This is a genomic window from Nocardia tengchongensis (genome assembly GCF_054781395.1).
Map to the genome: position 1 here is coordinate 407,863 of NZ_BAAGUM010000001.1, position 24,400 is coordinate 432,262.

The 24,400-nt window shown below is 66.9% G+C and carries 21 protein-coding genes, 1 tRNA gene and 2 pseudogenes; 12 read left to right on the forward strand and 12 right to left on the reverse strand.

From position 1 onward, the window contains the following. Positions 1-9 precede the first annotated feature (9 nt). The 3 genes from ACYVKL_RS01940 to ACYVKL_RS01950 form a co-directional block, all read right to left on the reverse strand. Positions 10-876: a MinD/ParA family ATP-binding protein gene (locus ACYVKL_RS01940; RefSeq protein WP_379170531.1), complete on the reverse strand. Its 867-nt coding sequence runs from the start codon at positions 874-876 to the stop codon at positions 10-12. 355 nt (positions 877-1,231) lie between these two features. Next, entirely contained in the window at positions 1,232-3,607 is a 2,376-nt protein-coding gene (locus ACYVKL_RS01945; RefSeq protein WP_379170533.1) for a beta-glucosidase, read from the reverse strand. Next, positions 3,604-4,446 carry an alpha/beta fold hydrolase gene (locus tag ACYVKL_RS01950; protein ID WP_379170535.1) on the reverse strand — a complete coding sequence of 281 codons (843 nt, stop codon included), beginning with the start codon at positions 4,444-4,446 and terminating at the stop codon, positions 3,604-3,606. The genes ACYVKL_RS01945 and ACYVKL_RS01950 overlap by 4 nt, the downstream gene beginning before the upstream one ends. Before the next feature lie 153 nt (positions 4,447-4,599). Here ACYVKL_RS01950 and ACYVKL_RS01955 point away from each other — a divergent pair, with 153 nt between their 5' ends. Beyond that, positions 4,600-5,199, forward strand: coding sequence for a TetR/AcrR family transcriptional regulator (locus tag ACYVKL_RS01955; protein WP_379170537.1), 600 nt, complete (start codon positions 4,600-4,602; stop codon positions 5,197-5,199). Positions 5,200-5,217: 18 nt separating this feature from the next. On the opposite strand, the gene ACYVKL_RS01960 is transcribed toward ACYVKL_RS01955, so the two are convergent. After that, a complete protein-coding gene (locus tag ACYVKL_RS01960) occupies positions 5,218-5,712 on the reverse strand; it encodes a hypothetical protein (protein ID WP_213554834.1) in 495 nt (164 codons plus the stop codon). A gap of 291 nt (positions 5,713-6,003) precedes the next feature. Here ACYVKL_RS01960 and ACYVKL_RS01965 point away from each other — a divergent pair. Beyond that, positions 6,004-6,659, forward strand: a pseudogene (locus tag ACYVKL_RS01965) (serine/threonine-protein kinase); the annotation flags it as partial. 195 nt (positions 6,660-6,854) lie between these two features. Then, positions 6,855-7,946: a PASTA domain-containing protein gene (locus tag ACYVKL_RS01970; RefSeq protein ID WP_379170672.1), complete on the forward strand. Its 1,092-nt coding sequence runs from the start codon at positions 6,855-6,857 to the stop codon at positions 7,944-7,946. Between the two features lie 215 nt (positions 7,947-8,161). Here the strand turns inward: ACYVKL_RS01970 and ACYVKL_RS01975 are convergent, their stop codons facing one another. Beyond that, positions 8,162-9,751 (reverse strand): GMC oxidoreductase, encoded by a 1,590-nt coding sequence (locus ACYVKL_RS01975; RefSeq protein WP_379170539.1) that lies wholly within the window; start codon positions 9,749-9,751, stop codon positions 8,162-8,164. 45 nt (positions 9,752-9,796) lie between these two features. Further along, positions 9,797-11,125: a lipase family protein gene (locus ACYVKL_RS01980; RefSeq protein ID WP_379170541.1), complete on the reverse strand. Its 1,329-nt coding sequence runs from the start codon at positions 11,123-11,125 to the stop codon at positions 9,797-9,799. A gap of 71 nt (positions 11,126-11,196) precedes the next feature. Here ACYVKL_RS01980 and ACYVKL_RS01985 point away from each other — a divergent pair, with 71 nt between their 5' ends. Together ACYVKL_RS01985 and ACYVKL_RS01990 are read left to right on the forward strand one after the other, a co-directional pair. Then, positions 11,197-11,874: a TetR/AcrR family transcriptional regulator gene (locus ACYVKL_RS01985; protein WP_379170543.1), complete on the forward strand. Its 678-nt coding sequence runs from the start codon at positions 11,197-11,199 to the stop codon at positions 11,872-11,874. 122 nt (positions 11,875-11,996) lie between these two features. Further along, positions 11,997-12,070: transfer RNA gene (locus ACYVKL_RS01990), tRNA-Pro, on the forward strand. 43 nt (positions 12,071-12,113) lie between these two features. Here the strand turns inward: ACYVKL_RS01990 and ACYVKL_RS01995 are convergent. Both ACYVKL_RS01995 and ACYVKL_RS02000 read right to left on the reverse strand, forming a co-directional pair. After that, entirely contained in the window at positions 12,114-12,581 is a 468-nt protein-coding gene (locus ACYVKL_RS01995) for a tyrosine-type recombinase/integrase (protein WP_379170674.1), read from the reverse strand. Between the two features lie 693 nt (positions 12,582-13,274). Beyond that, complete coding sequence (locus ACYVKL_RS02000; RefSeq protein WP_379170545.1) at positions 13,275-13,436, reverse strand: hypothetical protein; 162 nt, start codon at positions 13,434-13,436, stop codon at positions 13,275-13,277. A gap of 209 nt (positions 13,437-13,645) precedes the next feature. Between ACYVKL_RS02000 and ACYVKL_RS02005 the strand changes: the two genes are divergently transcribed. After that, the gene (locus ACYVKL_RS02005; protein WP_379170547.1) at positions 13,646-14,089 is read left to right on the forward strand and encodes a hypothetical protein; all 444 of its coding nucleotides are present in this window, start codon (positions 13,646-13,648) and stop codon (positions 14,087-14,089) included. Between the two features lie 5 nt (positions 14,090-14,094). Continuing rightward, positions 14,095-15,408 carry an FAD-dependent monooxygenase gene (locus ACYVKL_RS02010; RefSeq protein ID WP_379170549.1) on the forward strand — a complete coding sequence of 438 codons (1,314 nt, stop codon included), beginning with the start codon at positions 14,095-14,097 and terminating at the stop codon, positions 15,406-15,408. On the opposite strand, the gene ACYVKL_RS02015 is transcribed toward ACYVKL_RS02010, so the two are convergent. Beyond that, entirely contained in the window at positions 15,405-15,635 is a 231-nt protein-coding gene (locus ACYVKL_RS02015; RefSeq protein WP_357278176.1) for an Rdx family protein, read from the reverse strand. The two genes, ACYVKL_RS02010 and ACYVKL_RS02015, sit on opposite strands and share 4 nt — an antisense overlap. 717 nt (positions 15,636-16,352) lie before the next feature. Then, entirely contained in the window at positions 16,353-17,993 is a 1,641-nt protein-coding gene (locus ACYVKL_RS02020; protein WP_379170550.1) for a diguanylate cyclase domain-containing protein, read from the reverse strand. Here ACYVKL_RS02020 and ACYVKL_RS02025 point away from each other — a divergent pair. Both ACYVKL_RS02025 and ACYVKL_RS02030 read left to right on the forward strand, forming a co-directional pair. Further along, on the forward strand, positions 17,992-18,456 hold the full coding sequence (locus ACYVKL_RS02025) for an aminoacyl-tRNA deacylase (protein ID WP_379170552.1): 465 nt from the start codon (positions 17,992-17,994) through the stop codon (positions 18,454-18,456). The two genes, ACYVKL_RS02020 and ACYVKL_RS02025, sit on opposite strands and share 2 nt — an antisense overlap. Before the next feature lie 300 nt (positions 18,457-18,756). After that, positions 18,757-18,939: pseudogene (locus tag ACYVKL_RS02030) on the forward strand (hypothetical protein); the annotation flags it as partial. A 255-nt stretch (positions 18,940-19,194) separates the two neighbouring features. Here ACYVKL_RS02030 and ACYVKL_RS02035 read toward each other — a convergent pair. Continuing rightward, positions 19,195-20,046: a MerR family transcriptional regulator gene (locus ACYVKL_RS02035; protein WP_379170554.1), complete on the reverse strand. Its 852-nt coding sequence runs from the start codon at positions 20,044-20,046 to the stop codon at positions 19,195-19,197. 507 nt (positions 20,047-20,553) lie between these two features. Here ACYVKL_RS02035 and ACYVKL_RS02040 point away from each other — a divergent pair. Both ACYVKL_RS02040 and ACYVKL_RS02045 read left to right on the forward strand, forming a co-directional pair. Further along, on the forward strand, positions 20,554-21,567 hold the full coding sequence (locus tag ACYVKL_RS02040; RefSeq protein ID WP_379170556.1) for a hypothetical protein: 1,014 nt from the start codon (positions 20,554-20,556) through the stop codon (positions 21,565-21,567). Continuing rightward, on the forward strand, positions 21,551-23,020 hold the full coding sequence (locus ACYVKL_RS02045; protein ID WP_379170557.1) for a hypothetical protein: 1,470 nt from the start codon (positions 21,551-21,553) through the stop codon (positions 23,018-23,020). Before ACYVKL_RS02040 ends, ACYVKL_RS02045 begins: the two co-directional genes overlap by 17 nt. Positions 23,021-23,123: 103 nt before the next feature. Here ACYVKL_RS02045 and ACYVKL_RS02050 read toward each other — a convergent pair whose 3' ends face one another. Next, the gene (locus ACYVKL_RS02050) at positions 23,124-23,696 is read right to left on the reverse strand and encodes a TetR/AcrR family transcriptional regulator (RefSeq protein ID WP_379170559.1); all 573 of its coding nucleotides are present in this window, start codon (positions 23,694-23,696) and stop codon (positions 23,124-23,126) included. A gap of 76 nt (positions 23,697-23,772) precedes the next feature. On the opposite strand from ACYVKL_RS02050, the gene ACYVKL_RS02055 reads away from it, so the two are divergent. Next, positions 23,773-24,243 carry a cupin domain-containing protein gene (locus ACYVKL_RS02055; protein WP_379170561.1) on the forward strand — a complete coding sequence of 157 codons (471 nt, stop codon included), beginning with the start codon at positions 23,773-23,775 and terminating at the stop codon, positions 24,241-24,243. Positions 24,244-24,400 lie beyond the last annotated feature (157 nt).

Here is a 24,400-nt window from a genome sequence, read left to right on the forward strand (position 1 = left end):
CTTGTGGGGCTATCGAAGTAGATTGACCAATTGCCGATACGCCGCGCGCGTCGGCGGCGCCAGGCGACGCCAGCTCACCGGCCCGCCCGCACCCAGATGCGTGTCATACGGGATCTCGGCCACCGCGCGGACCACGTCGCCCAGGTACTTGCGCACATGCTCGGTGACCAGCGGCCCGTCCTTGGGATGCTGACGCGTGACCACGATGACCGCCTCGGCCAAGTGGTACTGGCTGTAATTGTCGTCCAGCCAGATCAGCGCGGGCTTGAGCCGATTCACCGCATCGGGCCGAGCGGCGAGCGTGATCACCAGCGAGATCCGCGAGTCGCACAGCAACGGCGCGACCATCCGGCTGGTAACCGGCGCGCCACCGTCGTACACCGGCAGGCATCCCGCCTCCACCAGGTCGCGATGCACCGAGGAGTAGGTCTCGCGACGCGGCAGCGCCTCGGGTCCGCGCGGCAGAACGCCTACGCCGGAAGAGTTTTCACCGCAACTGTCGATGACCGTCGAGGGCAGGCTGCGGTGTGCCATGTTCAGCCAGGACTGCACGGTGCCTGCGGCGTCGATGGTGTCGCAGCCACGCGCGGCCAGATCGCCGCCGGTCGTGGTCGCGTCCACCACGACCGGCGAATGCTCGCCGTAGTCGTAGGCGGCCGCGCCGGCGATGCCCAGCGCGGTGGTCGTGGCGCCCGAGCCGCCGGAGCTGCCCAGCACGAGCACGGGCGGCAGGTCGGCCCACAGCAGATAACCGTTACGCGGATGCGGGCGCACCATATCGGTGGGCGCTCCGGGCGGGGCCGGCCGCAACAGCAGGGAGAGGTCGGTGGGAGTGGAAGAAAGGGCGGCTGGATGATCCGGGAAGTTTTCGGACATCGCGAGATTCCTTTGGTGCGAGCGGCAGTCGATGCTGCGGAATCCGTGTGGTCACCACGTCGCGCGCAGCCGGCCCCTGCGTCTCGCCATCAACGCCCCCTCCGCGTCGACGAGCTGCCCCTGCGCTCCGACATATTTCGAAGCCTCGATATTGTTCGTTTCCCCCCGGATACCCCCTACCGCCCTGAAGTCGATCAAGAGTGCAAAAAGGGTTGCCGTGCAGCCCCTTTCGATGTCGCCAGATATTACATGATCTTGTCAACAATGCATCCGGAGCGAAAGCTCAGCGGAATCGCTGGCACTGAATGTCAGAGATCCGGCCGCGAACGGCCGGATCTCTTTACCCGCGAAGCGCTCAGCCGATCTCGGCGGTGAGCGGAAGCGCCGTCACCGAGGTGCCGACGTGCAGCGTGAACGAGCCGGGCTCGACGACCCAGCCCTGCTCGGTCCAGTGCTCGAAGGACCGCTTCGGCAATTCGACGGTGGCGGTGACGGATTCACCCGCCCCGGCCTCGACCACCGCGAATCCGGCCAGCCAGCGCACCGGGCGATCGACGGCGCTGTCCGGGCGCGACAGATACGCCTGCACGACCTGACGGCCGGCGCGGGCGCCGGTATTGCGCACGGTGACCGTGGCGGTCCGGCCCGACACCGTCAGCTCGTCGAGCTCCCATGTGGTGTAGCCGAGCCCGTGCCCGAACGGATAGGCCGGTGCCACACCGGATTTCAGCCACGCGCGGTAGCCGATGTGAATGCCCTCGGAGTACGGCAGCGCATTGTCCAGCTCCGGCTTGGTGTTCAGCACCGGGACGTCGTCGATCGTCTTGGGCCAGGTGGTGGGCAGTCGGCCACCGGGTTCGGCCGCGCCGGTGAGCACGTCCGCCAGCGCCGACCCGAATTCCTGTCCGGGGAACCAGGCCAGCAGCACCGCCGCGACGTCGTCGCGCCACGGCATCTCCACGGGCGAACCGGAATTCACCACCACGACGGTGCGCGGGTTGGCCGCGGCGACGGCCGCGACCAGCTCGTCCTGCCGGCCGGGCAGCCGCAGCGTGGTGCGGTCGAAACCCTCGGATTCGATCTGCTCGGTGGTGCCGACCACGACCACCGCCACGTCGCTGGTGCACGCCAGCTCGATGGCCGCGGCGAACTCCTCGTCGTCCGAACGGCGCGGGCGGCCGACCGCGCAGGTGATGCCCATGGCCGGGAAGCCGCCGCCGGGCGCCATGCGCACCAGCACCTCGACCTCCTCGCCCGCGGCGAGGGTGCGGGTGACGAATCGCTGCGGCGGGTTCAGCAGCATCTCGACCGGGTCGGCGCCGTCGGGCAGCACGGTCTCGTCGAGCACCTGCTCGCCGTCGAGGGTCAGCGTCAGCGCGCCGACACCGGCGAAACCGATGCGCCATTCCCCCGCCAGGTCGGCGCGCAGCCGCCCGCGCAGTTCGATGGTCTTGGCCTGCACCGCATTCGGGTTGCCGAACAACATGAGGTTGCCCGCGCCGCGATGCTCGGACGCGAGCACCGTGTCACCGTCGAGGTAGCGCAGGCGGAGCCCGGGCTCGCCGGTCTCGGGATCGGTGACCAGGTCCAGCGGAACCGGAATCATGTTCTCGCTCAGGTGCACACCCGGGGTGTGGACCACCGGCAGCACCTCGGAGAGTCCCTGCAGCGGCGAGGTGGTGTGGGTGGGGATCACGGTCGCGCTGCCGCCGCCCATGAATCGCGGTTCGGCGGCGGCGGATCCGAGCAGCGCGACGCGCGCGGGCTCGCGCAGCGGCAGGGTGCCGTCATTGGTGGCGAGCACCATGGCCAGGGACGCGGCCTCGCGCACCAGTTGCCGCGCCGCGTCCTCACCGAAAGCCGGGACCGGCGTGGGTGTTCCGCGCAACGCCCCGACCCGCTCGGCGAAGCGCAGGATGCGCCGCACCTTGTCGTCGATCGCGGATTCGGGGACCTCACCGTCGCGCACCGCATGCTCCAGGGGCGCGCCCCACAATTCCCACGGGCCGGGCATGGCCAGGTCGTTGCCCTTGGCCGCGCCCGCGGTGGAGCGCACCGCGGTCCAGTCCGACACCACCACGCCGTCGAAGCCCCACTCCCCCTTCAACGGTTCGTCGAGCAGGTCGTTCTCGGTCATGGTCGCGCCGTTGACCGAGTTGTAGGCGGCCATGACCATCCACGCGCCCGCCTCCACGGAACGCTCGAACGGGTACAGATACAGCTCCCGCAGGGTGCGTTCGTCGGCGACGACGTCGGCGGTGAAGCGCTCGGTCTCGGAGTCGTTGGCGACGTAGTGCTTGGGGCACGCGCTCACCCCGTGCGCCTGGACCGCGCGCACATAGGCATCGGCGATCTCGGCGGTGAGCATCGGATCCTCGGAGAAGCATTCGAAATGCCGTCCGCCGAGCGGGGATCGGTGCAGGTTGATGGTCGGGCCCAGGACCGCGTACACGTCCTTGCGGCGCGCCTCGGCGGCGATGAGCGCGCCGATGTCGGTGAGCAGGTCGCGGTCCCAGGTGGCGGCCAGGGCGGTGCCCGAGGGCAGGCTCACCGACGGATCGCGCTCGTCCCACTGCTCGCCGCGCACTCCGGAGGGACCGTCGGAGACCGGCATCTCGGCCAACCCGATGCTCTCGTCGCCGGCGAAGCGGAAGAAGCCGGCGCCCGAGATCAGGCGAATCTTGGCGGGGAGATCCAGCTTCGCGAGCAGGTCGTCGATGGCGTCGGTCATGCTCGTTCCTTCCAGAAGGTCACCAGGTCCGCGCAGACCCGGTCGGGGACATCCTCGTTCGGCACGTGACCGGAGCCGGGGTAGACGGCGGTCCGGGCGTGCAGCTGTTTCGCGAACTCCGCGTGCACCTCGGGCGCCCACAGGTCGTTGGTGTCGCCGTACGCGACCAGCAGGGGCACGCCCGAATCGCGCAGCGTGGCGGGGTCTTTCACCGGCGGCTCGGCCATGCAGGTCAGGATGCCGATGATGTTGGCCTGCTTGGTGCGCAGGATGCGTTCGCGCAGGAATTCCATTCGCTCCGGCGAGGGCTGCTGGTCGGCCTGGGCCATGACCGCGCTCATCTGCTGCCAGATCGTCTCCTGCCCACCGGCTTCCACCATCTGCGCGACCAGCTGCGGCGGCGGGAAGTTGATGTCCTCCACCGAGGACGGGCCGGAGGCGAGCAGGGTGAAGGTGCGGAACCGCGCGGGACGCTCGATCACCGCGACGCGCGAGACATAGCCGCCGAAGGAGTGACCGACCAGGTGCACGGGCTCATCCGGCGAGATCTGATCGACCACGCCGTGCAGATCGCCGACGAAATCGGCCATGGTGTAGCCCGACACCTCGTCCGGACCCTCGGATTCCCACTGCCCGCGCTGGTCGTAGGCGACCGCGCGATAGCCGGCGTCCGCCAGCAGCGGCAGCATCGCCTCGAAGTCCTCCTTGGAGCCGGTGAAGCCCGGGACCAGCAGCGCGGTGCCGCGGTGCTCGGCCCCGGCCGGCGGTGCGGCTTCCCAGGCGGCCAGCTTCCCGGCGGCTCCCCGCAGTGTGAACGGTGTGATCAGGGCCTGACTCATCCGGCGATCCCTTCCCTCGTACTGCCATGTACGGCCTGGGCTCGAGTGTGCCAGCGGAATCCACGTTTACCGAGTGGCCATTAGGTAACGTTATCGTTTCGTTACCACGGTCGGGTTTTGCCTGATCAACACGCTTGACTAGTGTCCCACCTCATGACGCCCCATCCTCGACGCCGCAGCCGGGGCGACGACCGCCGCGAGCAGATCATCGACCAGGCCCTGAAAGCCTTCGCCGACAACGGGTACCGCAGCACCTCCATCGCCGAGATCGCCGAGCGCTGCGGACTGTCCCAGCCCGGCGTGCTGCACTACTTCCCCAACAAGGCGGCGCTGCTGTCCGCGGTCCTCGATTACCGCGACCGCCTCGACTACGACCGCCTCGGCTTCGACCAGCAGCTGCCCGGCAAGGACGCCCTCATCCGCCTCGCCCAGCTGGTCGACCACAATACGCACGTGCCCGGACTGGTCCGGCTGTTCACGGTGCTCACCAGCGAGGCGGTCACCACCGATCACCCCGCGCACGACTGGGCGCAGCAGCGCTACCGCAAACTCCAGGATTACCTGGCCGCGGCCCTGAACGCGGGCCGCGCCGACGGCAGCGTGCGCGCGGACATCGATCCCGCGGCCGTCGCACGGCAGGTCTTCGCCATGATGGACGGATTACAGCTGCAATGGCTGGTGGATCCCGACAACGTGGACATGGCCACGCTCTTCCGCGCCTACATCGACGAACTCATCGCCTGGATCTCCTAGGCCGAGTCGTCTCGAGCGCTAGGCCGAGTCGGCCGCGTACTGGTACTTTCCCCGGTCCAGCTTGCGCACATTGCTGTTGTCGCGCTGCGCCATTCGCCCCAGCGCGACCGCGACGTGATGGCGGGCGCTGATCGGCAACTCCACCCCGCGGCTCTGCAGCGCGGCGATCACCTCGGCCGGAGTCCAGGTCTGCTCGGGGTGTTCGGCGAGGAAGTCGGCCACCACCCGGGGTAGCGAACGGTTCTGCTCCTGCGGGATCTCCCCCGGCGCGGGCGGGGTCTCCTGGAATTGCTCATCGCGGGCCGTGTCCAGCCAGTCGGCGACGGTCAGCAGTTTCATACAGGCCGCGCGCAACTGCGCACCCGGCGAACGGATATCGCCGAGGTTGTACATCGCCTGGTAGTACCGCCCGATATTGGTCAGCAGTTCGATGACCTGCTGCTCGGTGTCGGCGACGATGGCTTCGCTGCTGCGACCCGATTGCGCGGCCGCCGCCACTGCTCCCACGTCCACGTCCGGCGTTCCCCTTTGCTGTTGACCGGTTGCTTCCAGTACCCGGTGGATGCAAGACAGCCCAGACAGTAGCCGGACCAGCCCACCGAATTGTGAAAGACTACAAGGTCATTGCTGCGTCCGGCGAGCCAACGGCATCCCATGATCAAAAATGCCCGACTCGCGCGAGCGCGACACGCCGAACGTTTCGGTGTGAGCCCGTCACGCGATATCCCTTCCGTGGGAGTCACGCTCGAACCCGGAGAGATGTTCGCCGGCTACCAGATCTTGCGAAAACTGGGAGCCGGCGGGATGGGCGCGGTCTATCAGGCCCGAGACCGCGACCTGCCACGATTCGTGGCATTGAAACTGCTGACCCTGCCCGGCGGCGAACAAGCCCACCGGGCCCGGTTCCAGCGGGAGGCCGATACGGTTGCGCGCCTGCAACATCCGAACATCGTCACCGTCTACGCCCGCGGCGAGGAAGACGACCGGCTGTGGATCTCCATGACCTTCGTCGACGGCAGCGACGTGGCGCGCGCCCTGCGCGACGGCCCCTGCACCCGGCCCGCGCGGTGCGCATCATCGCCGAGACCGCCGCCGCGCTCGACCACGCCCACGACACCGGAATCCTGCACCGGGACGTGAAACCGGCCAATATCCTGCTCGCCGACGGACGGCCGGAACGCATCCTGCTGACCGACTTCGGCATCGCAAAATCTCTCGACGAGAGCCGACAACTCACCCAGAACGGTGAAATCCTCGTCAGTTTCCAGTACGCGGCACCGGAACGGCTGACCCGGCCTGCCGAGGCCGACCGCCGCGCCGACGTGTACTCGTTGGGGTGCACGCTGTTTCACATGCTGACCGGAGAGGCTCCGTATCCGGGACAGAACGTCGGGCAGATCGTCTACGGCCACGCCTACGAGCCGGTGCCCGTCCCCTCCGATCGGAACCCCACGCTGCCACGGGGTTTCGACGAGCTGATCGCGCGTGCCATGGCCAAGGATCCCGAGCGGCGGTTCCCCACCTGCACGCACCTGGCGTGGAGCGCCTCGCGAATTCTGCGCCAGAACACGACGCCGCACACCGGACTGTCGACCAGCGTTCACCGCGGCCGACCGAGATCCCTTGTGACGCAGCCCGGGCACAACGCGACGACGATGCCGCCCGCGCCACTGCCCTCGCGCCCGACAGGGCCTCCGCACACCCGCCAGGACACCGAGCCTGGAGCCGCGCGCCAGACAACAGGGCCGGCGCCGACGCTCCCGGCGACCGGGCCCGCACCCGCCCGCCAAGCGACCGGGCCCGCGCCGACCCGCTGGGTCACCGGCACGGCGCCGACGCGGCAGAACACGGGACCCGCACCCACCCTTCGGAATACGGGACCTGCGCCGACCAGGCTGGTCACCGGGCCCTTGCCTGCCGAGCATCATGAAGCCATCGGCATCGGCGCGTGCACGGGATCGGACATCGGCACCGGATCGGACACTGACACCGGGACCGATATCGGCACAACGAATCCCGGCAAACGCGGCACTGTGGCACGGATCGTCGTGGCCTTCGCCCTGGTTGTCATCGTGGCGGGCCTCGGATACTTGGTGGTGCACACCGGAAACCATCAGCCATCCCTGAAGTCCGACGCGGCAACGTCACAGTCGCCCACGACGACCCCGGCGATCTCGACGACCGACACGTCGGTCACCGACACGCCAACGGTCACCACGGACAAGCCGATCGTCACCACACCCACCGCCCAGCCCGCGAAAACCATTCCGGTTCCGAACGTGGTCGGCATGACGATCACGCAGGCGAAAGCGCGGCTGGAGAAGGACGGGTTCACCGTCAAAACGGTTCAGCGTGAGGACAAAAGGGACAAAGGGACAGTCGTGGAACTCGCGCCGGCCGCGGGATCCGAGCAGCCTGCCGGCGCCACCATCACGGTGTACGTCGCGTCCGGCCCGACCACGATCACCGTGCCCACTCTGACCGGCCTGTCCCCCGACGCCGTGACCACCGCGCTGAAAGCCGCCGGCTGGTCGGGGTCGGTGAAGCAAATCTATGCCGCGGTCACCGATTCGGCGAAGATCGGCAAAGTGATCGACCAGAACCCGACGGCCGGCACCGCGGTAGCGCCCGACCTGACGATCACCATCACCGTCGGCGCCAACACGACCACCACCTCACCGACCACCACGCCGCAGAAGTCCACCACCCCGATCACGACGCCGACCACGACGGCCTCGGCATACTGACGCCATCGGCGATCACCGTGAGTGGCCGGATGTTCCTGAGCTACCAGGAGTTCCGGTCGGCGGCCGGAGCGGCTTCGACGCGACACCGGAGGGCGACGAGTTCGACAGGTCCAGGCCGGGCATCTCCACGCGAGTTCACCGGCGGCCGGTCGAGGCTCGCCGGCGAAGTCCGCGCTGTCCGTCAAATCACGGTCACCGGCCGCGGGTAGCTCACATCAAATCAGCTGTCCCACGTCCTTTGCCACGAGTCGATCCAGGGCGCGCTCGGCCAGCGCCGCGATCGTCATCGACGGGTTGCAGGCCGCGGTGTTGCCGGGCATGAGGGCGCCGTCGAGGACGTACAGGCCGGGGTGGCCCAGGACGCGGCCGTCGAGGTCGCAGACCGTGCCCATGCTCGCGCCGCCGAGCGGATGCCAGGTGGAGGGGAAGGCGAGGTTGGTGTCGAGCAGGGTGCTCGACGGGCCGGCGATGCGGTGTACGGCGGGGCCGATGTGGTTGTCCTGGATGGCGCTGTCGCCGTTGGCGGGCCAGTGCAGGGTGGCGGCGTCGGTGGCCGGGTCGTAGCGGAATTCGCCACGGCCGGTGCTCACGCCGTAGCCGACCATCATGGTGCTGTGCGCGTCCACCGACAGCGGCGGGATCGACGCCTGGATGACGGTGTGCGCGCCGTCCGGATCGTCCCAGTTCAGGCTGCCGTAGACGACGGGTCCGCCTTGCGCGAGGCCGAATTCCTCGGTGGGAGCGGTCCAGACGTAGATGCGGTCGGCATTGGTGCCCCAGCCGCGGCCGAGCTCGTCGGGGAGGTCGGGGATCTGCCCCTTGGCGGCCGCGCGCACCAGCAGGCGGGTCGTATTGAGGCTGCCCGCCGCCAGCACCAGCGCATTGGTGGTGAGGATCTTGTTCTCCAGCACCGTGCCCGCGGTGTCGGTGCGATTCACGTGCACGACCCAGCGGCCGTCGCGGCCGCGCTCGATCTCGGTGACCTCGTGCAGGGTCTCGACGGTGACCCGGCCGGTGGCCTCGGCCGCGGCGACATAGGTGACGTCGACGGTGTGCTTGCCGCCATTGTTCACCCCGAGCGAGCCCGCGCCGTTGGTGTAGGAGGCGGCCATCTCGCCGCGCAGTTCGGCGAGCGCGTAGTTCCAGTCGATCGGCATGGGGATCTTCGACACGGGTAGCCCCGCATTGCGGGCGTGTTCGGCGAAAACCCGTGCGGCCCGGTAGTTCGGCGTCTCGACGAGTTCGTCGGGTGCGACCGCCAGGCCGAGCATCCGCGCGACACGGGGATAGTAGACGCTGTCCAGCGCGGCCCAGTCGAGACCGCCGGGGAAGTGGGTGGCGAACACCGCCTCGGACGGCTGCAATGACATGCCCTGGTAGACCAGCGATCCGCCGCCCAGACCGGCGGCGCACAGCGCTGTCATGTTCTCGCCGGGCACCGCCTCGACCAGTCCGGTGTACTTGTCGAAAGCGACCGGCCTACCGAACAATTCGGGGCTCGATCGATGCCACAGCATGCGCTTGTCCGGTGCGGTGGCGTTCGGGAACGTCTGCGCGTTCGGTCCCGTCGGCCATCGCATGCCGCGTTCGAGCAGGGTGACGGGGACACCGGCCTCGGCCAGGCGCAGCGCGGTCACCCCGCCACCGAAACCGGATCCGATGACGATGACCCGGTGGTCCTCACGGGTGAGCTGAACCCTGTTGACCCGGGCGGCGATTCCGGCTCCCGCCCGGGGAGCGGTCGCGAGCAGGGCGGCGGTGGCGGCGGCTCCGGACAGCAGGGAGCGACGCGAAATATTCGACATGGTGACCTTGACTGATCGGCGAAAATCGGACGGTGGCTGCGGTTCTCAGGAGAAGGCGCATCCCGAGAGCGGTGTGCCGTTCAGCCGATCCATCAGATAGCTGATCGCATTGTTCGTGCCGAAGCCGTCGATCAATTCCGGGCCGAAATGATTGGGAATTGTGGCGCCCGGCAGGATCGGCGGCAATTCGTCGGTGCGGAAGGTGACCGTCGCACCCGCGGCGCACCAATCGTTGGCGAGCTGCTTGGCCTGGCCGTACGGCACGGTGTCGTCATTGACGCCGCTGGTGATCAGCACCGGGCTGGCCGGGGTCAGCGATCCGATCCGCTGCTGCCGCAGAATCTGCTGGATCGCCGGGATTTCCCGCATGTGCTCGACCAGCGGCCGCTGATCGACGGTGAACGCGTTGGTGCGCAGGAACGGATGCAGCGCGATCACGTCACCGATGCACGCGTTGGACAGCTCGTCGAGCAGCCCGTGGCCCGCCGGGGTCACGCGCGCATCGAGTTCGGGCTTCAGTTCCGGGTACCGGTCCAGAAATCCATTGAGCGCGAAGCCGACCGCGCCACCGATCAGGCTGCCCTCGATCCGATCCAGAATCGCCGACAGATCCGCCGTGGGAGCACCGGCCCACGTGCCCTTCAGATTCAGCTCCGGGGCGTAGTCCGGCTGCATCTCCGCCGCGGCGGCACTCGCCCCGCCGCCCTGCGAATACCCCCAGAACGCGAGCGGCGTGTCCGCGCTGGTGCCCGCGAGCCGGTTCGCGGTGCGCGCGGCGTCCAGCACGGCGTGCGCTTCCTCGATCCGGTTGGCGTAGGTGTGGATGCCGGGCGTGCCCATCCCGATGTAGTCGGTGACGAAGACCCGCGCGCCGAGCGCGTTCCAGGCGAACGCGGCGATGGCCTCCTGATTGGCCGAGAACGTGGGCGGCGTCAGGCTCGCGTATATGCCGGTCGGGAACGCCAGCGACAGCGCGCACTGATCGCCCTGCCCGACTGTGCCGGGGGCGATCAGCACCGTCGGCCGGGGTCCCTGCCCCTGCCACGGCCGGGTGGAGTCGATGAACGTGCCGGTCACGGCCACGGGCGTGTCGTTCTGGGTGCGCGAGGTGTACATGACCCGCTGCGCCGGCAACGGCCAGCTCCCATCGGCGGCCGGGACCGCCGGCAGCACCGACATCCCCTCGGTTTTGATCACCGCGCCCGGCGTCGCATCGAATTCCTGTGGCGGGTAATAGAAGCCGTTCACCGGCTCGGCGGCGGCCGGGGTCACCGCGGCGCAGCTCGCGGCCACCGCGAGCGCAGCCACCGCGCCTTTGACGACGCTGATCGGCCACCGGACAGTCGGAACAGACGAGTACTGCTGACGAGGCATAGTGCTCTTTCTCCACGGACTTCACCCTCCGAGTAACCGGGTTACTCGAGTAACGGCGTTACTGTAGCGGCATGGCCAAGGAGACGGAAGAGGCAATCCGGGCACGAATTCTGCTCGAAGTGACCGCCCTGCTCGAATCCGAAGGCCCCGACGCCGTCCAGCTCCGCGAGGTCGCCCGCCGCGCCCGCGTCTCCCTCACCACCATCTACAAGTTCTTCCCCACCCGCGATGACCTGCTGGTTTCCGCCATCGAAGCCTGGATGGATGACAACACCTACCTCCCGATGGAAACCCCACCCCCCGGCGAACCCCTCCGTGACGGCCTGCTGCGCGTCATGCGCCACGTCTTCGACCCGTGGGAACGCCACCCCACCATGCTCGAGGCCTACTACCGGGCCCGCACCGGCCCCGCCCGCCACCGCCTCGACAACCACGGCCTCGACGCCGTCTTCCCCATCGCCGCCGCCGTCCTCTCCGGCGCCAACCCCCGCTACCTCGCAGACATCGCCGTCATCCTCGCCAACATGACCTTCTCCCTCCTGGGCCAATGCGCCGACGGCACCCTCCAGGTCTCCGAAGTCCTCCCCATCCTCGAACGCGCAGTCCACCGCCTCACCACCAACAACGAACCCGAAGCCGCCGAAGCCCTGGCCCGCCGCGAGTCCACCACCCCCTCCCCCCTCTCCCCCGACGTAGCCGCCCCCTTCATCCGCACCCCCACGGATTCGACTGCGCCAGAACAGGGCTGAGCCCTCCCCACCTAAGCCCGCTCCACCCCGGCAACCCTCTCCACACGCCGATAACCAGCCGATTTGGATGTTGAGGGGGGTAGTGAGGTAATCTCGTCGAGCACGAGCGAGAGCGAATGCCACGGGCTGTGGCGCAGCTTGGTAGCGCACTTGACTGGGGGTCAAGTGGTCGCAGGTTCAAATCCTGTCAGCCCGACAAAGAAAAATCCCCTCCGACCTCGGTCGGAGGGGATTTGCTGTTATTTGACCAATCGGAGTTGGGGACCATCTGGGGACCGATTCGGCGCTCGGAGGTGGATCGACAGCAGGTTGCCGTCATTCTGGAGGGCCTTCTTATCCGGGTGCAGATACCGCTGGGTGATTCGCGGGTCGGTGTGGCCTGCGATCTGTTGGAGCCGATGGATAGGAACCCCGGCGTCGGCGAACCATGTGAGGCCCGTGTGCCGAAGGCTGTGTCTCCGCAGGTGTTCGTAGCCGAACTTGGCGACCACTTCATCCCAGTGTGTTGCGCGCCGTAACACGGTGACCTGGATCCGTCCACCGCGCGGTCCGGCGAATAGCCGGGCATCGGGTTTCTTGCCGACGGCCGCAATCCGCTTCTCCACTAATGGACGAAGCTGCTCGATGATCGGAACCGACCGGGCGCGTTTGCCTTTCGTCCCCTTGTTATGGAGTCCGCCCGGTCCGGGCGTGGTCTGCCGCCGCAGCGTCCATAGCCACGCCTCGGTGTCGACGTCACCGACTCAGCAGCCGGAGACCTCACCGATCCTCGTCGCCGTGCACGCAGCCTGGACCCACGACGCGGTCCGGTTCAACTCCTGGAAGCCGGGAAGACCGTCGGGTGGCGTTGATGACCGTGGACCAGCCCACCCAGCCGACCCAGTCCCCGCGGCCGGAATCGCCAGCGCCGCAGCCGGTGTCGCCGTTGCTCCCCATTCCTGGGCCTCGAATGTCCACTTGCGCACAGTATTTCACCGCCATTTCCTCAGACATCGACTAGTTCCGCTGTGGCGATAGCGAATCCTGCCGAGGGCACATCCTGACCTGCACACTTGCGCACCGGCGCGTTTGAATGCCAGATACATGCCAGTTCAGCATGAGCGCCGGTCGCAGAACTGGACATCCAAGCGCAAGTCGGAGCAAGGCCCGCGCCAACGGCGGACACCTACGTGTCCGTTGCAATGCCTCGCCTTGGTCGACGTCAAACCCTGTATGAACGACGCACGGCGCCAGCGCCTTCGGCGTGCGGGGTGCGACCCGACCGACCCCGCGAGCCGGTGGCGGTTTCATCAGATCCGGATCCTGATCATCACAACGATGCCGAGCGGACTTCGGTGTGGACAGCGATGGCCGATGCTGCGCGGCTGGCATCGGTAGCGCCGCAATGCCTTCCGATGTGTTCAATACCGGTCGGCCAGATCCTCGTCGTCGACGACCCGCGCAGCCGCGGCGAGCCTACGCAACCTCGCGACCACGATGTCGGCCGCCGCCCCCGCCCGATAAACGCCGTCACACACCGCAACGACGCCACCGAGCATCGGCAAGGCAAGCAGCGCGAGCACCTCGTCAACGTCGTCCAGGCCCGGCGCCGGATCGACCGCCGGTCCCGTCGAGCGGTGGCGGCTGCTGTGGGGGCGGCTGCTGTAGCAGCTGAGCCGGCGGCCAGCGGGACGCGGCGGGCATTATATATGGGCCAATGCTATGTCTTCTGGAGTTCGGCGAAACCGCGTAGACTTCCAGCAGGTCGGGACAGCATTTCTGGAGCCCTATCATGACCGAGAGAAAGAGTTCACGCACAAGGTTCACCCGGCTGGCGGCTGCCGCCGGTATAGCCGCACTCGCCGCGATTCCGGTCGCCGCAGCCGCGGCAAAAGCGCCTACCGCGCAAGCAACCACGTCAACGTCTGTAACCCAGCAAGTCGACAGCCCTGGTGGGGGCGGCGGCCATGGCTGGGGCGGCGGCCCCGGCTGGGGCGGCGGCAACGGCTGGGGAAACGGCCCCGGCTGGGGCGGCGGCAACGGCTGGGGCGGCGGCCACGGCTGGGGCGGTGGCGGCTGGGGTTGGGGCGGTGGCGGCTGGGGTTGGGGTGGCGACGGCGGGGGTTGGGGTGGCGACGGCGGGGGTTGGGGTGGCGACGGCGGGGGTTGGGGTGGCGGCAACGGCTGGGGATGGAATCCCGGCTGGTGGCTACCCGGTGGCTGGGGCAGCTTCTAGCGCTGGTGATCGAGCCCGGACACGCACAGCGTGCCGGGCTCGGTCGCATCGAGTACCACCATGTGAAGCCAGGTTCGACCAACTCGGCTGGAGCCGGTGACGAGATGAAGATCGTGTGTGTCGGTGGCGGGCCGGCCGGGTTGTACTTCGCTATTTCGATGAAGCGCCGCGACCCGGCCCATGACATCACGGTGATCGACCGCGATCCTCCCGGATCCACCTATGGCTGGGGCGTCGTGTATTGGGACGACCTGCTCGACATTCTGTATCGGAATGACCCCGACAGCGCCCAGGCGGTGCGTGCCGGGTCGGTCGTATGGCGTGAACAGGCAATCCATGTGTGCGACAACGAGACCGCGCATTTCGGGGGCTACGGGTTCAGCATGGGGCGCGCGGCCTTGCTCGACGTGCTTTCGCGACGGGCGAGGGACCTGGGCGTCGATGTCCAGCACGGGCGAAACGTGGATGATCTGTCCGGCTTCGACGATTTCGATCTCATCGTCGCCTCCGACGGCGCGAACAGCCGGATACGACAGCTGGGTGATCATCGTTTCGGCACGTCGGTCACACTCGGCGAGAATCGATATATCTGGCTCGGCACGGACAAGGTCTTCACCCGATTCACCTTCGCCTTCGAACACACGTCGGCCGGTTGGATCTGGTTTCACGCCTACCCGTCGATTGCCGGGAGAATCAGCACCTGCATCGTCGAATGCCAACCGCGGACTTGGCATGGACTGGGATTCGATTCCCTGGACGTTCTGGAGAACGTGCGGGTTCTGGAGAACATATTCGGCCGCCCTCTCGACGGTCACTCGTTGATCAGCAAGACACGAGGCGAATTCGCAAGGTGGAGCCGATTTCCCGAGGTGACCAACAAGACCTGGTATCACGACAACGTGGTGCTGCTCGGCGATGCGGCGCACACGACGCACTTCACCATCGGCTCAGGCACCCGGTTGGCAATCGTCGACGCTGTCGTGCTCGCACAGAACCTGTACGAGCATGCCGAGGTCGCCGACGCACTGAAGAATTACGATGCGCAGCGGCGCGCTGCACTGCGCCCGATACAGGCCGCCGCCCGTACCAGCATGGTCTGGTTCGAACACGCCGACCGGTATCTCGATCGCGGCGCCGTGCAGTTCGCCTATGCGATGTCGGTCCGGCACGGGCGGCAAATGCCGTGGCGGTATCAACTGCACCTGCTCACGCAGGTACCCAGCGTGCGCAAGATCAGGCGTGCCATCGACTCCGGACAGCGGTGGCGGCGGGCTGCCCGCCGTGGGGAGCTCGCGATGGCGCCCCGCTCGAGCCGCTAGCTCGCCGGTTCGGTGTCCTTCTTGTCCGCGTGGCCGAGCGAGCGGCCGGGCGCCACCCGGTCGCGGACACGCTGCTCGAGGATGGCGATATCGGGAAAACCGCCGTCGGCCTTGCGTTCCCAGATCTGGTCACCGTCGACGGTGATGCGGAAGACGCCGCCCTCGCCGGGAATGAGGGCGACCTCGGACAGGTCGGTGGCGAAGGTGGTGAGCAACTCCTGAGCCATCCAGCTCGCGCGGACCGTCGTGGTAGCCCTTCGCGGCACCGCCGGCGCAGCAGAACAAGTCCAACAACCGCGGGCGACGGCCCGGCGGAGTCGGCGGTCGATGGATGGTCATCGTGGCCCCTGAATGCCCGTAGTCGGTGTGTTCTGCTGTGGTGGTGCGGGTTCGGCGACGGTGAACGGCTTCGTGCAGACCTCGGCCGGAAGGGATTTTCTGCTATTCGACGACCCATAGATTTGGGGCCGCCGCGTGGACCGACGAACAACCGCGCGTCCATGAGTGCCTCACGCAACTCGCGTTCGCGGGCCTCCGGGTGGGTTCGGCCGACTCGGTCACGGGCGTCGTTGATGTGGGTCAGCACCAGTGGTCGAATATGGCCGATGATCGGCATGCGTCGCGCCCTCTTCCCTTTCGTACCTTTGTCTTTGAGACCGCCGGGCCCCGGGGTTGTCTGGCGGCGCAAGGCCCACATCCACTCGGCGGTGTCGATGCCCGCGGACCCGGCAACCGGAAACCTCGCCGGCGGAGCAAGGTTCGCGCCAATGGCGGACATCTGCGTGTACGGAGCAACGCCTGGCCCGTGCTCGCCGTCAAACCCTGCATGAACGACGATCGGAGCCAGCGACTTCGGCGTGCGGGGCCCGACCCGACCGACTCTGTGCGGCCGCTGGCGCGGCCTGTGTCGGATTCCTGTGGTGGGCCCGGCTACTGCCGACGGATCATCGGAGCTGCGGGCCCGACTCGAGGTCACCGCCAGCGGTGAGCCGGCGAAGCACCAGCCGATCCGCCCCCTGCGTCTTGGCTTCGTAGAGTACCTGGTCGGCGGCATCGAGCACCTGGGACAGATCGCGTCCGGCTACAGGGCCCAGCACCGCACCGACGCTGACAGTGACGTTGAGGACGTGGCCACCAATATGGAACGGCTCGCGCAGCGCGGCCTGCAGACCAGACAGGATCGCGCATATCCTGTCGTGGTCCGTCGGCGGCACCATCACCGCCACGAACTCGTCACCGCCGACGCGGGCCAGAAAACAGTCGGCGCCCACCGCCGCCTGCATCCGGTGCGCAACCTCGACCAGCAACTGGTCACCGACCAGGTGACCGTACAGGTCGTTCACCGGTTTGAACGTGTCCAAGTCCAGCGCACACACCCCCACCTCATCCGTGGGCCCGGCCGAAGCTGCCGTCCGCGCCAGATGCTCGAGCAGGTGCCGACGATTTGGCAGCAAGGTGAGGGGGTCGTACAGGGCCTGCCACTTCAGCGCTTCGGTGGCTTTGCGTTGCTCGGTGATGTCCTGACCGAATCCGAGCATGTAGTGGCGGCCGGACTTCGACGTCGCCGGGAGCCCCGTCCAGGCCATCCAAACCTCGGTCCCGTCGGCCTGCGGGAGCGGCCCTTGGGAGGTGAAACGTTCCCCCGATCCGAGCTGCCTCAGGGCCCGCTCACGCTGGTCCGGCGGCAACAGCGGATAGCCTGGTCTGCCGCGCCAATCTTCGGCGCGAACCCCCATCAACCGCTCGAATGTCGGGTTGACCTCGTAGATCAGGCCCCCGGCGCTACCGATAACGATAGCTACGGGCGTGTTGCGGTAGGCGGCTTCCATCCCTTCGAACCGCGTCTCGGTGACGTCGACCGCCGCCCGGGCGAACCCTTCGCCGAACGCCCCCACGATCGCAGCGACCCGATCGACCCTGCCGTGACCGGCCCGCTCGGCCAGATCGCACAGGACCGGTACCGAGCGGGCAACGACGACCGGATCGGTGGCGCCGGCATCCACCAGACCGGCCGCGACCTGCCGCACTGCCTCGAGATCGGGATATTCGCCCGCGAGAGCGGCGGTGAGCTGGCCGACTGCCGCGTGCACCGCCTCGACGAGCCGCACGGACTCGATCTGCGGCAGGGCACATTGCGAGAGACTCTCGATCCACTCGGCATTGATGGTCGCCAGAATGTCGCCTCCAATCGGGCTTCCCCGACCAGAATCCCAGAGAAACGGACAGCTGGGAAGCAGTAGTTCATCCGGCACCCAGCCGCCACCGTCCAGGCAATCCCGGCCCCTGCCAGTCAGGAACCACGACAGGATAGCTCGTAATGGCGGGCGCGGATCGCGGTCCTGACCGGGCAGGGGATCAACGTCGTCGCGATAGCGTGCATCTTCGACCTCGAAGACGCGAACACTGGTACCGCCGGAAAAGTTGTTTGCGGTAACCAGGTGTCGGGTTGATCGCCGGGCTTTGGGCCGACGTGAAGCCAGGGGGTGCAACGTGATTCCATCCGCACGAATGCGATCTATGCTGAATGACGTCGGCACGAACACAACATCCGCCCGAGACGTTGAGACGAGGTGTTCCATGCCCATGTCTGCCACCCTGCAGGACTGCCTGCGTCAGAAGTCCTCGCGGTACGAAGTCGTGAACCACCCGCATAGCGACACGAGCATGCAGACGGCCGCGGCGGCGCACGTACCCGGCGATCGCCTCGCGAAAACTGTGCTGCTCGAAGACGACAACGGCTATGTCGCAGCCGTGTTGCCGACGACGCAAGCGGTGCGCCTGACCGATCTCTGGGCGCGGACCGGCCGGCATCTGGTACTCGCGAAGGAAAACGAGCTTCGCAAGCTGTTCACGGACTGCGATACGGGTGCGTTGCCGCCGGTCTGCATGGCCTACGGCATGCAGACGTTCCTCGAGCAGGATCTGGCGCTGGAGCCGGAGGTCTATTTCGAGGCCGGCGATCACGAGGCACTCATCCATATGGAGCAGCGCGAATTCCTGTCGCTGATGGAAGCGGCCGAGATCGCGCACTTTTCGTACAGGATGTAGGGCATCGTGTCTCGAACAGCAACCAGAGCACGACCGCAAGCAGTGGACCGCCTTCTACCCGTCGTGGCCGAACCTCGTCGAGTGTGAGCTCGCCGCATGCGGGCATCGCCGCATCCGGTTCGCCGCAGCAGTATCCTGCTGCGTCCACCGACCTGGGGGCGGCCCAGCACCCTTTCGGATCAGTTCCTCGACGAGTGTTGCCAGCGAGGGTGGGAGAGCAATGGTGACGATGTCGATGCTTGTCGGCTCCGCCCGCGTGGATGTGTTGCCGATCAGCCCCTCGACCCGGTTCGGTGGGCCATGGCGATCGAGCTGGAACGCAACGTCTCGGTCGAGACGGCACGGTCTTTCAAGGAGCGGGCGTGCCGGCTCAACGATCGGCTCGCGCAACTGATCACCCAGGCGACTCCCGAGATCGACCCGAATACCGGCGTGAAGCTCGGCCGCGGGTTGATCGTGGCCATCACAGGATTGTGGCCGTATGCCCGCCCGACGGGGGCAAGAGGGTCGCCGACGATCTCGGCGAGATGGATGCGCCACTACTCCCGATACGCATGCGGGCCTTCGCTATTCGTACTGACTCACAGCTCTTTTGCGATCACGATCGATCGTCGTGGCCGGCTCATTCCCCTGAGATACCGGTGGTGGTTCGTTGTTCCAGCTCGTTGTCGTTGCTGTACCGGTCGCCGGAAGCGTCCCAGCGACCGAGAGCGATTGGCGGGCCGAAGTTTGGGTTGGTCAGCTGGTGTACTGGTTCTTGACGACCGGTTCCTGAAACTCGGTCACCCAGTCGTCGAGGTTCGCGGGGCATTCCAGGTTGATTTCCCTGGGGTAGCCGGTGGAGCGGTAGCCGTTTGCATCGATCCAGCGGCCCAGGGTTTGGAACGTGGGCAGGCTGGTGTCCAGCGACCCGCGATGCACGATGGTCGCCGCCTGCTCGATGGGCGGTAGGTTCACGATCCGCAATCCGTCATCCACCGCAAGAGGCGCGCAGACCTCGACGCCCGCGTGGATGAGGACCCCGCCGTCCGGGGCGTCCTCGTAATGGGCGATACCGGGACCTGAAGGAGTGATGCCCGCGGCCTCCAGGCGCCGGAACAGCTCGTCGTACAGCGGCTGGATAACCAGTCCGATACTGTCGAAGTCCGGAGCCGCACCGGTCAATTCGGCAACCCGCACGCTCGGCAGACTCTTCACCACCACATCGTTTTCGGGCATCTGTCCCTCGCTTTCGATCGAGCGGAGCCTCGCCTCGACCTGAACCAACCTGGCCGACATGGCTTGCATGGTCGCTTCCAGTTCCGCTCGTCGCAGCCGCAGCATGGCACGCAGTTCGGAGGTCGTGACCTTCTCGTCCAGAATCTCCCCGACCTGCTGGAGGGTGAATCCCAGATCTTTGAGCGCGATAATGCGGTTGAGGCGGGCCAGCTGGCCGGCGTTGTAATAGCGGTAGCCGGTGGCCGGGTCGACTCGCGCCGGGTACAAAAGGCCGGTCGCGTTGTAATGACGCAGCATCCGGACCGATACGCGGCCGTGCCGGGCGAAGTCTCCGATAATGAACATGACGCCTCCCAGCTGACCGCCTGACACCGTGTGAGAGTCAAGAACCCTACCTGTGGCTCCGTGGCATCCGGCCGCCGAGCCTCGGCGAAAACCAGTTGGCGGCCGACGGCGACCCTGCTACCCAGGGACCATCTCGGGCAGGTACTTCGCCCCAGGAAGTCGGGGCGTCCCCGCCGATCTGAATCGGGCCATTCCGGAATTCGACACCGCTGGTACTCACGACGCCCGACCGGCTTCCCGCGCCATCCGGGCCTGGTGGGAAGGCTGCGAACACACGGGGAGGACAAATGGCACCGAGCCATACTCTGGGACGAATCGGCTGGGCCGCAGGCGGATTGGCGGGCGCGGGCGCGATCGTCGTCGGGTCGGCGGGCTCCGCTGCGGCGGGGGCACCAGCTGGTGTAGGAATTGTGACGTGCGCGGATGAGCTGCAGGCGAAGCTGGGTGGATCGGAGTGTGCGTCCCGTCCAATCTGTCACATGTGGTCGATATTCTCCGTTACGTTGTTGAGCCGCAATGGTCTTGGAGGGTGCGTTGGAAGAACAGCTCGACGTGGGCAACGCCAGGCTCAACGTAGGCAATGCCAAGGAGGGCATCGGCAGGACCGTCGACGGCATCGGCAAGGCGGCGCGAACCGCTTCAACGCAGTTCGTCGGGCAGGTCGGCAACGTCAAGGACGCTGCCAGAGGCAGGGTCGAGAAGCTGACTGCGAAAGGGCCGGACCTCTATGAGGTTGCCGTAGCGGAATACAACGGCGTCTTCACAGCGATGGCTGACCGGGGCCTGTCTCTGTTGCGTCAGCGCGAACGTTCGACGGACCTGATCGAGCTGGTCGAGCAGTTGGTGAACAGCATCGCCAACACCCCGAAGTCATTCGATACCGACTTCGACGAGATCGAGGTACATCGGAAACGGTTCCTGAGCGCAGAGGATTTCGCTCAGAAAGAGCTGGAATCGGCGCGGTTGTCGGCTGCCGGCGCCGGCGCCGGGTTCGCGGCGGGCACCGCGGTAGCGGGCCTGGCACCGTCGGCGGCGATGTGGGTTGCCACCACCTTCGGGACGGCGTCGACCGGGACCGCGATCTCGACCCTTTCCGGGGCTGCGGCCAGCCAGGCAGCACTGGCGTGGCTCGGTGGCGGCGCGCTGGCCGCCGGCGGCGGCGGCACTGCGGCAGGCACCACACTGCTCGCGCTTGCCGGCCCGATCGGCTGGACCATCGCGGGCGCAACCCTACTCGCGTCGATCGCCCTGTTCGCGAAGAAGAAGTTCGAGAATCGAGAGGCGAAGCACGAAGCGCTGACTGCGATTAAGCGCAACACCGCCCTCGTCAAAGGCATGGATGCTCAGATCGACGAGCTCCTCCAGCGGACGACCTCACTCCGCGAAGGGCTGGTAAAGAATTACGGTGAAGCCTTGATGCACTTCCGCTCCGATTTCCACGCGCTCGCCCCTGCCGAGCGGTCGACACTCGCTACGTTGGTGAACAACACGAAGTCGTGCGCGACCATGCTGAGCACGCGCATCGAACAGGATGCCGACAGTGAGTGACGCTGCCGAGTTCGTCACGAGCACACAGGAGCAGGCAGTCGCGTCCTGGGTGAGCTATCTCAACCAGCTTCGCATCGACAACCTTCTGAGCGCGCTCAGCCAGCAGGACGAGCACCTTCGGGACGCGCTCACCAGCGTCGATGAAGCCATCAGGAAGATCGACCTCGAGGTGGTAGCCGCCAACCGCGGCGGACAACATGGCATGCACGGCTTCATCGCGGAGATCGCCGAGGTCGGGATCGGTAACGCCCGAAAGCAGATCCTCGGCCACGAGGCCGTCTACCAGTGGGTGAACGACAACGGACCCGTCGACCTGATGCGCGGAAGTGTCGAGATCCAGCAGAAGTTCGTCGCAGCCGGCGGCCGCTTCTCACTGGGCGCGATCGCCGAGCACCTCCAGAAGTATCCCGAATTCGTGCACAACGGTGGGAAGTACCAGATCCCCAGTAATCACTTCGAGGTGATCCAGCGGCTGCACGCCTTGTCGCCGGAGGAGGCGAGCATGCTGCTGTCACGCAGCGGCGACGGACCTTCCCTCAGGGACTGGCAGCGAGTCCAGGCGTTCTTCCAATCCGGATCAGTCGGCATCGAATCGCTCGAACCCTCGACGCTGAGGTACGACGAAGTTCAACGCGATGTCTACACCTCGACCATTGCGGCGGAAAAGGACTCGCTCCGCGCCACGGACCGGTCTCTGCGCGACGATGCCCACCAGCAGAGCCGGCCGACGCTGCGAGAAGGAGGCACGGTCGCACTCACGGCTGCCGCGACAGCGGGCGGGACAGCTTTCGCACTGGCCGTGTTCACCAAGCGTCGAGAAGGCAAGAGGCTCAATGAGTTCACCGGGCAGGACTGGATCGACATCGCAGGCGAGACCGGCCTGGGTTTCGGCGAGGGCGGCGTCCGAGGACTGAGCATCTACGCGCTCACGAACTTTACGGCTACCTCCGCAGCCGTCGCCAGCTCGATCGTCACCGCATCCTTCAGCATCGCAGAGCAAGCGAACAAGCTCCGCCGCAACGAGATCGACGAACTGGAGTTCATCGAAACCTCCGAGCTCGTCGCCTTGAAGGCCGCAGTCCGCGCGCTGTCCGCTTCTGTCGGCCAGGCGACCATTCCCATCCCAATCCTTGGTGCCGTCATCGGCAACACGGTCGGCATTGTGATGTACAAGGCCGTCGCATCGTCGTTGACGAAGCGAGAGGCAGCGCTGATCGAGCGGTACCTCGACGAACAGCGCGCGCTCGACGAGCAACTCGCCACCGAGTACCAGGGGATTCTGGAAAAGTTGGACCAGAGCATGTCGGACTATCTCGGACTGCTCGAACGAGCATTCTCGCCTGACGTGCAGGTCGCGCTCGTCGGATCGGTTGAGCTGGCAGTGGCACTCGGCGTGGCTTCGGATGAGATCCTGGATGCCGAGGAGAAGATCGACGCCTACTTTCTCGACTAGCGAGAAAGAGGCCACAGCCGACGCTATATGCCAACGCAGAAAACAACTTCCAGCAGACCGATCACGGGGTTTGCCACACTCGACAGGCTTCGGTTCGGAAGCCTTAGGTCGCAAGCCCGCCGTACAGCAGCGTTAGGAGTCGACGCCAATCGCCGCTTTCCGAGCGAATGGTGGCGGACAACGCGCCCACAACCATGTAGACGTCGGCGACGGTCAAGTCCGGGCGGACAGTTGCGGCCGCTTTGTCGGATTCGATGAGTGTGCCGAGGATTTCGGCGAGGCCTTCCATCGCCACGCCGCGCGGTTCGCTGCCTCGCGAGTGGCGGGCCGCTTCGATGGCGGCCGACAATCCGCTGTCCGCGGCGAGGGTTTCGCCGACGTGCGTCAGGTAGGTCAGCACGGCGCGGCCGGATTCGGCGAGGTCCAGACATCGGGTGCGGGCGTACTCCTCGATCTCGGCGAAGCGCTGTGTGGCCGCCGCCTCGATCAGGTCGGCCTGGGTCGGGAAGTGTCGATACACGGTGCCGATCCCGACGCCCGCGGCGCGCGCCACCTCCGGCAGTTGCACCTGACTTCCGCGCTCCGTGAACAGGTTTCGCGCGACCTCCAGGATTCGGTCGCGGTTGCGGGAGGCGTCCGCTCGCGGCTTGCGCGGCGGCGATGACGGGCTTGACACTCGGGTTCCCTTCCGGCCTACACTCGAAACGGATCCGGATTCCGGTTCCGTTTCTTTCTGATCGAAGGGTACCACCATGTCCCACAATCGATTTCTGCTGCTCGACGCCGGCGCCATTCGCCCCGGACGCCTGCCGCTGCCGCCCGCGTTCGCTGTGAAGGCCGGCACCGCCGACACCGAGGGCCGCTTCTCGCTGTTGGAAGTCAGCCTTGCCCGCGATATCCCGCGTCACACCCACCACGTGGCGGACGAGTGCATCTACGTCCTCGACGGCACCTTGGAGGTGGAATTCGACGACCGCATCGTGCATGCCACCGCTGGAATGTTCGTGTTGCTCCCCCACGGCGTTCCGCACGCGTTGCGCCGCGCTTCCACGCCCCCGCCCCGACTCATCCAGATCTCCTCACCCGGCGGCTGGGAGTGCTATTTGGAAGACCTCTTCGAGGCTGCCTCGGCCGTGCTCACCGATGGCGAGCTCGACCCGGTCAAGCTCAACCCCATCGCGGCCAGGCACGACATCCGATACGACGAGCCGACCGTGGCCTAGACCTGCATGGGACCGCCTCGAGGGGCGGTCCCAGACCGGTGCCACTACAGATCGGGGGCAGCAAAATAGGTATGTCGTGGGTAGTTCGGTCGTCGCGGGTGGGGCCCTCGGGGGCGCAGGCTCATGAGTGACCGAGCGGGCAAGAAACGGCGAGGAT

Bases quoted from the DNA above. Each gene is read 5' to 3' on its own strand.
- ACYVKL_RS01950 (WP_379170535.1), bottom strand. From the start codon at position 4,446: ATGAGTCAGGCCCTGATCACACCGTTCACACTGCGGGGAGCCGCCGGG.
- ACYVKL_RS01940 (WP_379170531.1), bottom strand. From the start codon at position 876: ATGTCCGAAAACTTCCCGGATCATCCAGCCGCCCTTTCTTCCACTCCC.
- ACYVKL_RS02015 (WP_357278176.1), bottom strand. From the start codon at position 15,635: ATGGCTCAGGAGTTGCTCACCACCTTCGCCACCGACCTGTCCGAGGTC.
- ACYVKL_RS01945 (WP_379170533.1), bottom strand. From the start codon at position 3,607: ATGACCGACGCCATCGACGACCTGCTCGCGAAGCTGGATCTCCCCGCC.
- ACYVKL_RS01955 (WP_379170537.1), top strand. From the start codon at position 4,600: ATGACGCCCCATCCTCGACGCCGCAGCCGGGGCGACGACCGCCGCGAG.
- ACYVKL_RS01985 (WP_379170543.1), top strand. From the start codon at position 11,197: ATGGCCAAGGAGACGGAAGAGGCAATCCGGGCACGAATTCTGCTCGAA.
- ACYVKL_RS02025 (WP_379170552.1), top strand. From the start codon at position 17,992: ATGTCTGCCACCCTGCAGGACTGCCTGCGTCAGAAGTCCTCGCGGTAC.
- ACYVKL_RS01975 (WP_379170539.1), bottom strand. From the start codon at position 9,751: ATGTCGAATATTTCGCGTCGCTCCCTGCTGTCCGGAGCCGCCGCCACC.
- ACYVKL_RS02020 (WP_379170550.1), bottom strand. From the start codon at position 17,993: ATGGGCATGGAACACCTCGTCTCAACGTCTCGGGCGGATGTTGTGTTC.
- ACYVKL_RS02005 (WP_379170547.1), top strand. From the start codon at position 13,646: ATGACCGAGAGAAAGAGTTCACGCACAAGGTTCACCCGGCTGGCGGCT.
- ACYVKL_RS02045 (WP_379170557.1), top strand. From the start codon at position 21,551: ATGCCGACAGTGAGTGACGCTGCCGAGTTCGTCACGAGCACACAGGAG.
- ACYVKL_RS02055 (WP_379170561.1), top strand. From the start codon at position 23,773: ATGTCCCACAATCGATTTCTGCTGCTCGACGCCGGCGCCATTCGCCCC.
- ACYVKL_RS01970 (WP_379170672.1), top strand. From the start codon at position 6,855: ATGCCGCCCGCGCCACTGCCCTCGCGCCCGACAGGGCCTCCGCACACC.
- ACYVKL_RS01980 (WP_379170541.1), bottom strand. From the start codon at position 11,125: ATGCCTCGTCAGCAGTACTCGTCTGTTCCGACTGTCCGGTGGCCGATC.